General features: G+C 66.7%; 13 protein-coding genes. 5 read left to right on the top strand and 8 right to left on the bottom strand.

Going from position 1 to position 13,418, the window contains the following annotated elements; translation table 11 throughout:
* Positions 1-2: 2 nt before the first annotated feature.
* Both LMA02_RS09960 and LMA02_RS09955 read left to right on the top strand, forming a co-directional pair.
* On the top strand, positions 3-230 hold the full coding sequence (locus tag LMA02_RS09960) for a hypothetical protein (protein ID WP_228904621.1): 228 nt from the start codon (positions 3-5) through the stop codon (positions 228-230).
* An 84-nt stretch (positions 231-314) separates the two neighbouring features.
* Positions 315-725: an ACT domain-containing protein gene (locus LMA02_RS09955; protein ID WP_228904620.1), complete on the top strand. Its 411-nt coding sequence runs from the start codon at positions 315-317 to the stop codon at positions 723-725.
* A gap of 96 nt (positions 726-821) precedes the next feature.
* On the opposite strand, the gene LMA02_RS09950 is transcribed toward LMA02_RS09955, so the two are convergent.
* Together LMA02_RS09950 and uraH are read right to left on the bottom strand one after the other, a co-directional pair.
* A complete protein-coding gene (locus tag LMA02_RS09950) occupies positions 822-2,015 on the bottom strand; it encodes a urate hydroxylase PuuD (protein WP_228904619.1) in 1,194 nt (397 codons plus the stop codon).
* Positions 2,016-2,068: 53 nt separating this feature from the next.
* Complete coding sequence (uraH, locus tag LMA02_RS09945; protein ID WP_011657188.1) at positions 2,069-2,422, bottom strand: hydroxyisourate hydrolase; 354 nt, start codon at positions 2,420-2,422, stop codon at positions 2,069-2,071.
* 510 nt (positions 2,423-2,932) lie between these two features.
* On the opposite strand from uraH, the gene LMA02_RS09940 reads away from it, so the two are divergent.
* The gene (locus LMA02_RS09940) at positions 2,933-4,345 is read left to right on the top strand and encodes an 8-oxoguanine deaminase (RefSeq protein ID WP_228904618.1); all 1,413 of its coding nucleotides are present in this window, start codon (positions 2,933-2,935) and stop codon (positions 4,343-4,345) included.
* Positions 4,346-4,451: 106 nt separating this feature from the next.
* Here LMA02_RS09940 and LMA02_RS09935 read toward each other — a convergent pair whose 3' ends face one another.
* Both LMA02_RS09935 and LMA02_RS09930 read right to left on the bottom strand, forming a co-directional pair.
* Positions 4,452-5,381 carry a LysR substrate-binding domain-containing protein gene (locus LMA02_RS09935; protein WP_006478550.1) on the bottom strand — a complete coding sequence of 310 codons (930 nt, stop codon included), beginning with the start codon at positions 5,379-5,381 and terminating at the stop codon, positions 4,452-4,454.
* A 215-nt stretch (positions 5,382-5,596) separates the two neighbouring features.
* Positions 5,597-5,806 (bottom strand): dodecin, encoded by a 210-nt coding sequence (locus tag LMA02_RS09930; RefSeq protein WP_006755984.1) that lies wholly within the window; start codon positions 5,804-5,806, stop codon positions 5,597-5,599.
* 146 nt (positions 5,807-5,952) lie between these two features.
* On the opposite strand from LMA02_RS09930, the gene LMA02_RS09925 reads away from it, so the two are divergent.
* On the top strand, positions 5,953-6,846 hold the full coding sequence (locus LMA02_RS09925) for an NAD(P)-dependent oxidoreductase (RefSeq protein ID WP_228907628.1): 894 nt from the start codon (positions 5,953-5,955) through the stop codon (positions 6,844-6,846).
* Positions 6,847-6,923: 77 nt separating this feature from the next.
* Here the strand turns inward: LMA02_RS09925 and LMA02_RS09920 are convergent, their stop codons facing one another.
* From LMA02_RS09920 to LMA02_RS09905, 4 genes are all read right to left on the bottom strand, one after another.
* A complete protein-coding gene (locus LMA02_RS09920; protein WP_027784713.1) occupies positions 6,924-7,370 on the bottom strand; it encodes a hypothetical protein in 447 nt (148 codons plus the stop codon).
* Between the two features lie 344 nt (positions 7,371-7,714).
* Complete coding sequence (gene mscL, locus LMA02_RS09915; RefSeq protein ID WP_050013307.1) at positions 7,715-8,146, bottom strand: large conductance mechanosensitive channel protein MscL; 432 nt, start codon at positions 8,144-8,146, stop codon at positions 7,715-7,717.
* Positions 8,147-8,396: 250 nt separating this feature from the next.
* Positions 8,397-9,587: a tetratricopeptide repeat protein gene (locus LMA02_RS09910; protein ID WP_228904617.1), complete on the bottom strand. Its 1,191-nt coding sequence runs from the start codon at positions 9,585-9,587 to the stop codon at positions 8,397-8,399.
* A gap of 78 nt (positions 9,588-9,665) precedes the next feature.
* Positions 9,666-10,346 carry a PspA/IM30 family protein gene (locus LMA02_RS09905; RefSeq protein ID WP_006752024.1) on the bottom strand — a complete coding sequence of 227 codons (681 nt, stop codon included), beginning with the start codon at positions 10,344-10,346 and terminating at the stop codon, positions 9,666-9,668.
* A gap of 437 nt (positions 10,347-10,783) precedes the next feature.
* Here LMA02_RS09905 and LMA02_RS09900 point away from each other — a divergent pair, with 437 nt between their 5' ends.
* Positions 10,784-13,300, top strand: coding sequence for a penicillin-binding protein 1A (locus tag LMA02_RS09900; protein ID WP_228904616.1), 2,517 nt, complete (start codon positions 10,784-10,786; stop codon positions 13,298-13,300).
* Positions 13,301-13,418 lie beyond the last annotated feature (118 nt).

Here is a 13,418-nt window from a genome sequence, read left to right as displayed (position 1 = left end):
GATTGCTGCCGTTGCCGTTCGAAGCAACCCGCGCGATTCGCGCGGGTTTTTTTATGCGTGGCGCGCGGGCATCACGGCGCGGCTCGGGGCTCTTCGACGTGGGTGTCGCACTTGCGCCCGACGTCGCGTACGCGTACGACGTCGTGGCTCCGGGGCGTGCGCATGACGATCCACGCATCGTCGCGTTTCGCGGCGGGCTCGCGGACGAAGTTGCGACGACACGGACGTGACGTTGCGGGTGCGCCGGGGCATCGGCCGCGTGCTATCGTGCCCGCATCGCCACTGCCCGAAGTCCGGTTCCGGACCCGTCCCCGATGAGTCAACCTGAAAACGACCTCGCCGTCCTGCTGCGCACGATGCAACCCGAGCTGCATCGCGGTGCCTTCGCATTCGTCGCACTGCCGGCCGATTCAGAAATATCGTTATCCGAAGCGATCGCGACGTTCCGCGAAGCGGAAGGCATGACGGTCGTGGTCGACGAAGAGACTGCAGTACGTCGCGGCTGGCCCGTGCTGTTTCGTGCCGCGTGGATCACGCTGACCGTGCATTCGGATCTCGCGGCGGTCGGCCTGACGGCCGCGTTCGCGCGGGCATTGGGCGCGGCCGGCATCAGCTGCAACGTGATGGCCGCTGCGTATCATGACCACATCTTCGTGCCGTTCGACGACGGCCCGCGCGCGCTCGATGCGCTCGTCGCGCTGCAGCGCGACGCGATGCGCGGCTAGCGGGCGACGCATTTCATCCAGGCAAAAAAGCGGGCCCGTTTCCGGGCCCGCGAACGGAGAGGATACGCCGGCAACCGACCGCCGGCGCACGGCGGCTTACTTGACCGCGCCACCCTCGAACCAGGCGGCGAGCTTTACGCGCTCGTCGTCGGTCATGTGCGTGACGTTGCCGATCGGCATCGCCTTCAGGCGCACGGCCTGTTCGTAGATACGCTGCGCGTTCTTCGACACTTCGTCCGGCGTGTCGAACATCACGCCGGCGGGCGCGCTGCCCATCAGCGTCGGCTTGGCCGAGTGGCACGCGACGCAGCGCTGCTGCAGGATCGGCATGATGTCGTTGATCACGATCTTCGGGGCGTTCGCTGCCTGCGCTTCCGGTGCGACCGGCTTCGGCATCGTCCACACGAGCGCGCCCGACAGCAGTGCGACGCCGCCGATCGGCAGGTACCACAGCTGCTTGCCGCGGTGACGCATCACGAAGAACTGACGGATCAGCGCGCCGGCCAGCATGATCAGCACGAGCACGACCCAGTTGAACTTGTTCGTGTACGTCATCGCGTAGTGGTTCGACAGCATCGCGAACACGACCGGCAGCGTGAAATACGTGTTGTGCACCGAGCGCTGTTTGCCGCGCTTGCCGTAGATCGGGTTCGGCTCTTCGCCCTTGAGCATCTTGTCGACCATCTTGCGCTGGCCCGGGATGATCACGAAGAACACGTTCGCCGACATGATCGTCGCGAGCATCGCGCCGACGATCAGGTACGCCGCACGGCCCGCGAAGATGTGGCACGCGAGGTACGCGGCGACGACGACGTAGATGCCGACGCAAATGCCGAGCACGCGATCGTTGGTGCCGAGGATGCGGCACAGCGAGTCGTAGACGATCCAGCCGGCCGCGAGGAAGCCGAGCGCGGATGCGACGGCGACCACCGGGCCCATGTCGAGCACGCTCTTGTCGATCAGGTACGTGTTCGGTGCGAGCAGGTACAGCACGAAGAACAGCGAGAAGCCCGACAGCCAGGTCGTGTACGACGGCCACTTCGACCAGTGCAGGTCATCCGGCATTTCCGGCGGGGCGACCGTGTACTTCTGCATGTTGTAGAAACCGCCGCCGTGGACGTGCCACAGCTCGCCGAACACGCCGCGCTTGCGCTGGTTCGCGTCGGTAGGCGGTTTCAGGCTGTTGTCGAGCGCGACGAAATAGAAGGACTCGCCGATCCACGCAATGGCGACGATGACGTGCAGCCATCGCAGCGCGAGGTTCAGCCAGTCGGTGATGAAGCCTTCCATGAAACTCCTCCAGACTCAGATCGTTATCTTTGATGCGGGCGCCGATGCGTGTGTCAGCTGCCGCGATAGGTGCTGTACGACCACGGCGACACGAGCAGCGGCACGTGGTAGTGCGATGCGGTGTCGGCGATGCCGAAGCGCAGCACGACGCGGTCGACGAAACGGGGTTCGGGCACCTTCACGCCGAGCGACGCAAAGTAGTCGCCGGCATGGAATACGAGTTCGTATTCGCCGGCGGCGAGCGCGGCACCTTCGAGCAGCGGTTCGTCGCAGCGGCCGTCGCTATTGGTCAGCACGGTCTTGATCGCGCGGCGCGATTCGCCGTCCAGCGCGTAGAGGTCCACCTTGATGGCAGCGCCGGGACGACCGTGCGCCGTATCGAGTACGTGGGTAGTGAGCTTTCCCATTCGTTGTGTCCTTGTGTGAATGCGAGGTTCGGCGGCGACTCGATCCATTGACTGTGCGGCGGATCGAGGCTCCACGTCACGTGGCTACATACCCGTCGGCGAGATTGAAGCGAGCGCCGTGCAGGCATTGTAAAAAGGTTCCCCGCGCAAATACGGGCGCGATAGCAAAGATAATGCGCCGCGCATGAACCGCTGTCGACGGCACGCCGGGAGCGGCCCGCGGCCTGCGATTCCGGGGCGTCGCGCCTCGTGCGCGGCGTACCATATCGAAACCGTGAAGCGCGGTATTCGGGTTCGCGCATTGTGCGCCGCGCGCGCTTGGGCGATGCTGCCGCCGTGCGCGTCGGGCCGTGAGCCCGCGCGCACCCCGAAGACGGCATGCACGCCGGGTAACCGGGCCAGCGCGTTCGAACGGACGCAGGCACCGGGGCGTGCCGCGAATCAGCGTTCGAACGGCTTTGTGAACGTCTCCGGGAGCGGCTCCCGGCGGCAGAACGACGCGGAGAACGCATGAACCTCGAGCAGCACGCCGGCGCACGCGCGCCACAGCCATCCTCATCCCGCCCGAAAACCCTGCTGGTCAAGCACGCCGACGTGCTCGTGACCATGGACGACACGCGCCGCGAACTGCGCGACGCGGGGCTCTATATCGAAGACAACCGGATCGTCGCGGTCGGCCCGAGCGCCGAGCTGCCCGAGAGCGCCGACGAAGTGCTCGACCTGCGTGGTCACCTGGTGATCCCGGGGCTCGTGAACACGCACCATCACATGTACCAGAGCCTCACGCGCGCGGTGCCGGCCGCGCAGAACGCCGAGCTGTTCGGGTGGCTCACGAACCTGTACCGGATCTGGGCGCACCTGACGCCCGAGATGATCGAGGTGTCGACGCTGACCGCGATGGCCGAGCTGCTGCAATCGGGCTGCACGACGTCGAGCGACCACCTGTACATCTACCCGAACGGCAGCCGGCTCGACGACAGCATCGGCGCCGCGCAGCGGATCGGCATGCGGTTTCACGCGAGCCGCGGCGCGATGAGCGTCGGCCAGCGCGACGGCGGGCTGCCGCCCGACTCGGTCGTCGAGCGCGAGCCCGACATCCTGCGCGACGCGCAGCGCCTGATCGAGACCTATCACGACGAAGGCCGCTACGCGATGCTGCGCGTGGTCGTCGCGCCGTGCTCACCGTTCTCGGTGAGCCGCGGCCTGATGCGCGACGCGGCCGTGCTGGCCCGCGACTACGGCGTGTCGCTGCACACGCACCTGGCCGAGAACGTCAACGACATCGCGTACAGCCGCGAGAAGTTCGGGATGACGCCCGCCGAATACGCGGAAGATCTCGGCTGGGTCGGCCACGACGTGTGGCACGCGCACTGCGTGCAGCTCGACGATGCGGGCGTCGCCCTGTTCGCGCGCACCGGCACCGGCGTCGCGCACTGTCCGTGTTCGAACATGCGGCTCGCGTCGGGCATCGCGCCGGTGAAGAAGATGCGTCTCGCGGGCGTGCCGGTCGGGATCGGCGTCGACGGTTCCGCGTCGAACGACGGCGCGCAGATGGTCGCGGAAGTGCGGCAGGCGCTGCTGCTGCAGCGGGTCGGCTTCGGGCCCGACGCGATGACCGCGCGAGAAGCGCTCGAGATCGCGACGCTGGGTGGCGCGAAGGTGCTGAACCGCGACGATATCGGTGCGCTGAAGCCCGGCATGGCCGCGGACTTCGTCGCATTCGACCTGCGCCAGCCGCTGTTCGCGGGCGCGCTGCACGATCCGGTCGCGGCGCTCGTGTTCTGCGCGCCATCGCAGACGGCGTACACGGTGGTGAACGGGAAGGTGGTGGTGCGGGAAGGGCGGCTCGCGACGCTCGACCTGCCACCCGTCATCGAGCGCCACAACGCCCTTGCGCACGCCCTCGTGGAGGCGTCCCGCTGACGCACGGGCGGGGGGCTCGCGTCGCGCGCCGCGGATCAGGCGCGCGGCGGCGGTTGCGGCCGCCAGGCCGTACCGCGACAGCCTGACCGGCGCGCGCCGTGCGCGATCAAGCCTCGATCAGCGTGCGGGTCGCTTCGGCGACGAGGCTGCGCAGCCAGCGCACTTCGTCGGAATAGTGGCAGCGTTCGTGCCACAGCTGGTAGTACTGCATCGGCGGGAAGTCGAGCGGCGCCGGCACGACCGACAGCGGCAGGAACTTCGCGTAATGATCGGCGAACAGGCGCGTCGTCGTGAAGATCAGGTCGGACTTCACGAGCACGTACGGTGCGAGGTTGAAGTACGGCAGCGTGACGACCACGTGGCGCTTGAGCCGCTCGCGCGCGAGGTGCACGTCGATCGCGCCGCGCTGGCCGACCGAGTACGGCGTCGGCGCGAGATGCGGCGCGTTCAGGTACTGGTCGAGCGTGAGCCCGCCGCGCTTCGCGAACGGGTGCGTGTTGCTCATCAGGCAGACGATTTCGTCGACGAACAGGTTCGACAGGTGCAGCTGTTCGGGCGGCTCGGGCCAGTTGCCGACGACGATGTCGAGCTTGCCGTCTTCCAGCGCGAGCTCGTAGTCGAACGCGGGGCCGAGTGAGTGGAACTCGAGTGTCGCATTCGGCGCGGCCAGGCGGAAGCGCTCGACGACGGTCGGCACGAACAGCACGTTCAGGTAGTCGGGGCAGCCGATCCGGTAGCAGCGGATCGACGTGGCCGGGTCGAAATTGTGCTGCTGGAACTTGATGCGCTCGATTTCACGCAGGGCGTTCTGCACCGGTTCGAGCAGGCGCAGCCCGTATTCGGTCGGGACCATGCCGGACTTGCCGCGCACGAGGAGCGGGTCGCCGGTGATGTCGCGCAAGCGCCGCAGCGCGGCGCTGATCGCCGGTTGCGACTGGTTCAGTTTGACGGCCGCGCGCGTGACGCTGCGCTCCATCAACAAGGTATGCAAGACGCGCAAGAGGTACGTGTCGATCGCCTCGCGTTGCTGACTCATGATATCTCCGTTTATATGTCCGGGCTGATCGAGGGGGCGTTGGGGTATATGGTTTTTAATATGAACGAAAACCAGCGTCAAGAGATGGATACCCGCAGACGCCCGCCGGCCGGGCCTCGACACGGGGCCCGAACGGGGCGCAAAGCAGGCGGGCGCGGCGCCGCGCGGATGTGCGTTGCACCCATCCGGTGGTCAGGGGCGCCGCGCGCGGTGCGTCAGTCGTCGATGCGCATGCCGACCTTCAGCGTGACCTGCCAGTGGATGACCTGATCGCCTTCGATGTGGCCGCGTGTTTCGGTCACCTGGAACCAGTGCAGGTTGTGCAGCGTCTTGCCGGCTTTCGAGATCGCGTTGCGGATGGCGTCGTCGCACGATTGCCGCGACGAGCCGGTCAGTTCGATCAGCTTGTAGACGTGGTCGCTCATGATGCGCTCCCTGGTATGTCGGTATGTGGTCAGTATGGGCGGCCGGCGCGAGCGGCGGGCCCGAAGCGGCGCCGTGCGTGTCCGGCTTCTTGAGTGATAGGTATGATGGGCGGCAAGTGCAACCTCAATTGGAGGCGGGGAACATCGTGGAAGTCGGATTTTGCGGACCGGGATTGATGGGCGCGCCGATGATTCGGCATTTGCTGGCGGCGGGCCACCGGGTCAGCGTATGGAACCGGACGCGCGGCAAGGCCGAGGCGCTTGAAAAAGACGGCGCGCAGGTGGTCGATACGCCGCGCGAACTGGCCGAGCGCGTCGACACGGTGTTCATGTGCGTGCTCGACGGGCGTGCGGTCGGCGACGTCGTGTTCGGCGAGCACGGGCTCCTTGCGGGCGATGCGAATGCACGCCGCTTGAAGCGCATCGTCGATCATTCGAGTATTCCGCCTGCCACGACGCGCGACTACGCGGCGCGCGCGGCCGCGCTCGGCGTCGGCTGGATCGACGCGCCCGTATCGGGCGGCGTGCCCGGCGCGCAGGCCGGTACGCTCGCGGTGATGGCGGGCGGCGGTGCGGCCGACCTCGACGCGGTGCGGCCGCTGATCGACGCTTACGCGTCGCGCATCACGCACATGGGCGACGCCGGCGCGGGCCAGACCGCGAAGCTGTGCAACCAGGCGATCGTCACCGCGACGGTGACCGCGATCGCGGAAGCCGTTGGCCTGGCGCAGGCGAGCGGCATCGACGCCGCGCGTCTGGCCGATGCGCTGGCGGGCGGGTGGGCCGACTCGGTGCTGCTGCAGACCTTCGTGCCGCGCATGACGTCAGGCGGGCATCCACCGATGGGTGCGCTGAGCACGTTCCAGAAAGACGTTGATGCGATCGCCGACGCCGCGCGCGACACGGGCGCGGTGATGCCTGTATCGGCCACGGTCCAGCAGGTGCTGCGGCTGGGCGCCGCGCAGGGGCTCGCCGGCGCCGATTTCGCCGCGTTCATCGACATCGTCCGGCCCGGCAACGGGCGCGGGACGGCACGGTGATTGCGCGGCGGCCGTGAAGCGGGAAGCCTGAATGGCCGATGGGCCGCCCGGAGGCGGCCCATCGTGTCGGTATCGGTTCAGCCGAGGGAGCGCGGTGTCGTGTCGCCGGCGTTCTGGCGTCCGAGGCCGCCGCGCAGGCTCGCCTTCGTGCCCGCACCAAATTCGGGCAGGATCCGCGCGCGGGCGCGGCTCGCGAACACGAGGAACCCGAAGCCGTTCGCCTCGTACCAATAGCCGCCGTTCTCGAGGCCGTCGAGCGGCTGTTCGAGCGCGTTGGCAATCGATTCGATGCAGCGCTTGCGCAGTTCGGCGATGGCCGGATAGGGCGGCTGCGCGCCGCGCACGCTGCACAGGAGCACGTCGAGGCCGGGCAGCACATGCGCGTAGAGGACGGGTTCGTCCTGCGCACGGGCGCGGGCAATCTTGGTGTCGAGCTGCGCAAACGGTTTCGAGTGGCGCAATACCGCGAGGAATGACTCCTGGCCATCCTGCTGCGCCCGTCGACGTTTTTTCGGGAAGGACATAAACACTCGCCTCAAAAACAATTGCAAGAAATGCGGCACTTTCATGCGACCCACTCCCGGCTATGTACGCCGCATGTCGATCCTTTATAGCACACGAAAATGCTGCACTCGTGCGGTACGACGATCAATGTCTCCCGTCGACCCGCTTGCCACGATGATCGACACAGCCAGCGTCTCGGCGCCCGTACTGTCGTTTAGTCTCCATCATAGACCTGCTTTTCCCGCGCGTGCATTCGTGCGTCACAAAAAAATGAGATAAGCCTCGCGCGGCGGCGTGCGGCGTGCGCATGAAAAAGGCCCGCATTGTGCGGGCCCGGCAGACGCAGCGCAGCGTGGCGCGGTGCTCAGCGTTGCTTGAGCGAATCGCGGATCTCGCGCAGCAGCACGATGTCTTCCGGCGTCGCGGCCGGCGCGGCTTCGTCAGGCTTGCGCAGCTTGTTGATGAATTTCACCATCAGGAAAATGATGAACGCGAGGATCACGAAGTTGATCGCCACGGTGATGAACGAGCCGTAGCCGAATGCGGCGACGCCCGCAGCCTGCAGGTCCTTGAACGAATCGGGATTACCCTTGAACGACGGGGGGATGGTGCCGAGCAGAACGAACTTGTTCGAGAAATCCAGACCGCCGGTCAGCACGCCGATGACCGGCATGATGAGGTCTTTCACGACCGAGTCGACGATCTTCGAGAATGCGCCGCCGATGATCACGCCGACGGCGAGATCCATCACATTGCCTTTGACGGCGAACTCCTTGAATTCCTTGATTATGCTCATGAGCGGCTTTCTCCTGGTTGGGGCGAGGGGAAGGCGTGCCGCGACGCGCAGGGCTGCGAAACGTCGGATGGGATCGGAGGCACGCCGATGGCCGCATGATAGCGAACGTGCCCCATTGCCGGTAGCCCATCTTGAAATGATTGACAAATCCTGCGGCCGGCGATCCGGCGGCCGGCGCGAGTGGCAATCAAAGGAGGCGTGGCATGAGAGGCGGGCGTCGCGCGATGCGTCGACGCCCGCGTGCGAATGCTCAGGTGTTGTCGTCGGTCCAGCCGTCGTCGTTGCTGCCGAGATCGACACCGCCGCCGCCGTTGCCGTCGCTCCAGTTCGCATTGTCGCCGCGACCGAAGTCGAAGCCCGGATCGTTGTTCTCCTGGCGCCGGCGCTGGTCGTCGACGATCACGTCGCGTTCGACCACGCGCTCGCGCCCGCCCGACATCGCTTCGCCGAGCAGCACGCCGGTCAGCAGCCCGCCCATCCCGCCGCCGAAACCACCGCCTTGCTGGACCACGACGGGCGGCTGCTGTTGCGGATACGGTTGCGGGGGATACGGCTGTTGCGGGTATGGCTGTTGCTGATACGGCTGGCCTTGCATGCCGGTCATGCGATCGGCTTCCTGCGCATACACGGAGCCGCTGCCGTTCGCCGGCGCCGCGGGCTGCGCGCCAGGATCGGGGCGGCCTTCGACGCGCGCCTTCACGCTCGCATGCCGCTGCTCGAGTTCGTCGATGCGATACGGCGGCACCGGGTTCTTGCCGTTCGACAGCGTTTCGACGAGCGTGCGTGCATCGGTCTCGATGCCTTCGAGCTCGCCGGTGAGCGCGGCGGCGCCGGGCAACGTCGACAGCTTCGCGTCGAGTTTCAGCGGACGAATGTCGTTCAGCACGTCGGTCGCGCGCTTCAATTGCGTGCGGCGTTCGTCGTCGGCGCGACCGTCGTCGGCCGAGCGCGCGCGCCGCAGCGTCCAGCGCAGCACCAGCGCGATGAGCGCGACGATCAGCGCGATGCCGATCCACATGCCGGTCGACGGACCGTGTTTCGCGACCGGCGCGGCCGGTGCGAGCGACGACTGCAACGAGCCGGTCTGCGTGGCCGATGGCGTGTTGCCGCTCACGCGCGCGGCGTCCGCGCGAATGCGCGATTCGGTCTGCGCGAAGTGCGACGCATCGGTGAAGCGCAGTTGCGGATCGAGCGACTTCGCCTGCTGCAGTTGCGCGAGCGCGTCCGACGCGCGGCCTTCACGGTCCAGCACCTGTGCGTACAGGTAGCGCGCATGCGCGTTGTTCGGATGGGCGTCGATGACTTGCGACAGCTGCGTGTCGGCGCGCTGCCAGTCGCGTTGTGCGATCGACTGCTCGACTTGCTGCAGCGACGGGCCTGCAAATGCGGCGGACGACAGCAGCATCAGCGAGAAGCCGAGTGCGGCGAGAGATTTCTTCATGGTCGAACCGGGCGCGAGCGCCCGTCTCCTGACGATCGATGCGCGCCGCGAGCCGGGCGGGCCGCGGCGCGGTTGCCGTTACTGCGCGGGCGTGTCGAGCTGCTTCTTCAGCGCGGCGAGGCGGTCTTCCACCGACGGGCCCTTATTCAGCGCGGCGAGCTTGTCCTCGAGCGCCTTGCCGCTCGACGTGTCGGCCGAGTTCAGGCGTGCGTCCGAGCGCGCGTTCTGCAGCGCGACCTTGTCCTCGAGCTTCTGGAAATCCTCGGACAGGTTCTTGCCGCCGATGCCGCCGAGCGCGCTTGCCGCGACGTCCTTTGCCTGCGCGATTTCGTGCTTCGCCTGCAGGATGTTCGAGCGTGAGTTCAGGTCGTTGCGGCGCTGGCGCATGTCGGCGATCTGCCCCTTCAGCTTGTCGACCGACGGTTCGAGCGTCGTCAACTCGGCCGCGAGTGCATCGCGCTCGGCTTCCGCGTTCGACTGCGCGGCGAGCGCCTCGCGTGCGAGTGCTTCATCGCCGGCCTGCAGCGCGCGCTTCGCGCCGTCTTCATACTTCTTCACCTTGTCGTCGGCCGCATCGCGCTTGCTGCGCTGGGTCGCGACTTGTGCCTCGATCTCGATCAGCGAATTCTCGGCACGGCCGATGCTGTCGTCGAGCTCCCGCACGATCTGCCGTGCGTCGCGCGACGGATCCTGTACCGAGTCGGCCGCATCGTTCAGCAGGCCTTTGATCGTGCGCGAAATAGAGTCGAAAAGCGACATGAAATCCTCCGTGGTTGAAAGGTGCCGCGTGAGCGGCAGTACCCGTCGCGAATCGGTTCCGACCCGCGTGAGCCGGCGGATATTACACCGCCGCCTCCTTAAATACGGCTTAAGCGCTGGAGTTCAAGCGCCATGCGTGCGCAGTATTCGAACCTTTCGCGTTTGAAAGCAACGTCGCGGCACGCGCCGGGCTGCGTGTCCATGATAGGCGGAGCATGCCGCCAATACGTTCTGCAAATCACGGCCGTGCGGGAATTTTTACAAAAAATCGCGAAGTCAATCGGTCGATTTCATTAAAATGCGCTGTCACGTCGCGGGAACGGATCGCCGCGCGGCGGGGTCTGTCGACGTGACAGTTGCCACGATGCACCCACTCTGATTCATCCGCTTGCATTTCCGCATGCGTCCGAGGGCGCCACGCCGCCTGCCATTCCGACATGCCAATTATCAAACGACCGTCTTCTTCTTCCGACCGGAACGAACCCCACTACACATTGCGCCGTTCGCCGTCGGGAGCCTACTACCCCGATGACGACAACGGCGACGACGATCGGCGCACGCAGCGCCGTGGAGGCGGGGGCGGCGGCCGCTCGTTCGGTTCGCGCGTCGCGCTGTGGTTCGTCGGGCTGTTCGCGACGCTCGCGATCGTCGGCGCACTGATCGTCGGTTACGCACTCGTCGTGATGGCACCGCAACTGCCGTCGCTCGATGCGCTGACCAACTACCAGCCGAAGGTGCCGTTGCGCGTGTTCACCGCCGATCACGTGCTGATCGGCGAGTTCGGCGAGGAGCGCCGCAGCCTCGTGCGCTTCCAGGACATTCCCGACGTGATGAAGAAGGCCGTGCTCGCGATCGAGGACTACCGCTTCTACGAACACGGCGGCGTCGACTTCCTCGGCATCCTGCGCGCGGGCGTGGCCGACCTGATGCACGGCGGCGCGCGCCAGGGCGCGAGCACGATCACGATGCAGGTCGCGCGCAATTTCTTCCTGTCGAGCGAGAAGACCTACACGCGCAAGATCTACGAGATGCTGCTCGCGTACAAGATCGAGAAGGCGCTGACGAAAGACCAGATCCTCGAGCTGTACATGAACCAGATCTACCTGGGCCAGCGCTCGTACGGCTTCGCGGCTGCCGCGCGCGTGTATTTCGGCAAGGACCTGAAGGACATCACGCTGGCGGAAGCGGCGATGCTCGCGGGGCTGCCGAAGGCGCCGTCCGCGTACAACCCGGTCGTCAACCCGAAGCGCGCGAAGGTGCGTCAGGAATACATCCTGAAGCGCATGCTCGAGATCGGCTACATCACGCAGCCGCAGTACGACCAGGCGGTGAAGGAGGAGATCCGCGTGCGCACGCCGGGCAACCAGTATGCGGTGCACGGCGAATACGTGTCCGAGATGGTGCGGCAGATGATGTACCAGCAGTACAAGGACGAAACCTATACGCGCGGGCTGACCGTCACGACGACGATCAACTCGGCCGACCAGGAAGCGGCGTACCAGGCCGTGCGTCGCGGCATTCTCGATTACGAGCGCCGCCACGGCTATCGCGGGCCGGAAGCCTCGATCAACCTGCCGGCGGCCGGCGACGAGCGCGACGAGGCGATCGACGACGCGCTCGCCGATCATCCGGACAACGGAGATCTGCAGTCGGCGGTGGTGCTGGCGGCGTCGCCGAATGCGGTCGAGGTGCAGTTCGTCGGCGGTGCGACGACGACGATCGGCCCGACCGGGCTGCGCTTCGTGTCGGCCGCGCTGGGTCAGCGCGCGAATGCCACGCTGCGGATCAAGCCGGGTTCGATCGTGCGCGTGCTGAAGGATGGCAAGACGGGCTGGCAGGTCGTGCAGCTGCCGCAGGTCGAAGGCGCGCTCGTCGCGATCGCGCCGCAGGACGGTGCGATCCGCTCGCTCGTCGGCGGCTTCGACTTCAACAAGAGCAAGTTCAACCACGTGACGCAGGCGTGGCGCCAGCCGGGTTCGTCGTTCAAGCCGTTCATTTATTCGGCGTCGCTCGACAAGGGCCTCGGACCGGCGACGATCATCAACGATGCACCGCTGTACTTCCCGCCGAGCGTGCCGGGCGGCACCGCGTGGGAGCCGAAGGACGACGACCAGCCGGACGGCCCGATGTCGATGCGTACCGGCCTGCAGCGTTCGAAGAACCTCGTGTCGATCCGGATCCTCGCGTCGATCGGCACGCAGTACGCGCAGCAGTACGTGACGCAGCGCTTCGGCTTCGATCCGGCGAAGACGCCGCCGTACCTGCCGATGGCGCTCGGTGCGGGTCTCGTGACGCCGCTGCAGCTCGCGACCGGCTATGCGGTGTTCGCGAACGGCGGCTACAAGGTCGATCCGTACCTGATCGCCGAAGTCGACGACGCGCACGGGCAGGCGCTGCAGAAGTCGCAGCCGGTGGTGGCCGGCGGCACGGCGCCGCGCACGATCGAAGGTCGCAACGCGTACGTGATGAACAGCCTGCTGCACACGGTCGCGACGGCCGGCACGGGCGCGGGCACCAACGCGCTCGGCCGCGGCGACCTGCAGGGCAAGACGGGTACGACGAACGATGCGAAGGACGGCTGGTTCGCCGGCTACCAGCAGTCGCTCGTCGCGGTGGCGTGGATGGGCTTCGACCAGCCGAAGAGCCTCGGCAGCCGCGAATTCGGCGCGCAGCTCGCGCTGCCGATCTGGGTGAACTACATGCGCACCGCGCTGAACGGCGTGCCCGAGCAGCAGATGCCGATGCCGGACGGCCTGACGACGGTCGACGGCGAGCTGTACTACGCCGATCGCACGCCGGGCAACGGCTTCGTCGGGAGCGTGGACATCAACCCGGCCGAGAACGCGATCAGCGCGAACGACGCACTCGGCTCGGCCGGCGCGGCCGGGCTTGCGCCGCCGCCCGTCACGCAGCAGGAGAAGCAGCAGATCATGGACATGTTCGAGAACAAGTAAGCGATACGCGGATGTTTCGCATGCGACGGGCGCCTTCGGGCGCCCGTTTTTTTTGCGTGTCGTCGTGCGTCAGCCGGGGAGGGCGATTCGGAATGACCCGCAGGCCGGCCCGAACGTG

Source organism: Burkholderia sp. B21-005, from assembly GCF_020843965.1.
In the GTDB taxonomy this organism is placed as follows: domain Bacteria; phylum Pseudomonadota; class Gammaproteobacteria; order Burkholderiales; family Burkholderiaceae; genus Burkholderia; species Burkholderia ambifaria.
The sequence above is the reverse complement of the archived record's forward strand: the minus strand, read 5'-3'. Positions and strand labels throughout refer to the sequence as shown.

Bases quoted from the DNA above. Each gene is read 5' to 3' on its own strand.
- LMA02_RS09955 (WP_228904620.1), top strand. From the start codon at position 315: ATGAGTCAACCTGAAAACGACCTCGCCGTCCTGCTGCGCACGATGCAA.
- LMA02_RS09950 (WP_228904619.1), bottom strand. From the start codon at position 2,015: ATGGAAGGCTTCATCACCGACTGGCTGAACCTCGCGCTGCGATGGCTG.
- uraH (WP_011657188.1), bottom strand. From the start codon at position 2,422: ATGGGAAAGCTCACTACCCACGTACTCGATACGGCGCACGGTCGTCCC.
- LMA02_RS09940 (WP_228904618.1), top strand. From the start codon at position 2,933: ATGAACCTCGAGCAGCACGCCGGCGCACGCGCGCCACAGCCATCCTCA.
- LMA02_RS09935 (WP_006478550.1), bottom strand. From the start codon at position 5,381: ATGAGTCAGCAACGCGAGGCGATCGACACGTACCTCTTGCGCGTCTTG.
- LMA02_RS09930 (WP_006755984.1), bottom strand. From the start codon at position 5,806: ATGAGCGACCACGTCTACAAGCTGATCGAACTGACCGGCTCGTCGCGG.
- LMA02_RS09920 (WP_027784713.1), bottom strand. From the start codon at position 7,370: ATGTCCTTCCCGAAAAAACGTCGACGGGCGCAGCAGGATGGCCAGGAG.
- mscL (WP_050013307.1), bottom strand. From the start codon at position 8,146: ATGAGCATAATCAAGGAATTCAAGGAGTTCGCCGTCAAAGGCAATGTG.
- LMA02_RS09910 (WP_228904617.1), bottom strand. From the start codon at position 9,587: ATGAAGAAATCTCTCGCCGCACTCGGCTTCTCGCTGATGCTGCTGTCG.
- LMA02_RS09905 (WP_006752024.1), bottom strand. From the start codon at position 10,346: ATGTCGCTTTTCGACTCTATTTCGCGCACGATCAAAGGCCTGCTGAAC.
- LMA02_RS09900 (WP_228904616.1), top strand. From the start codon at position 10,784: ATGCCAATTATCAAACGACCGTCTTCTTCTTCCGACCGGAACGAACCC.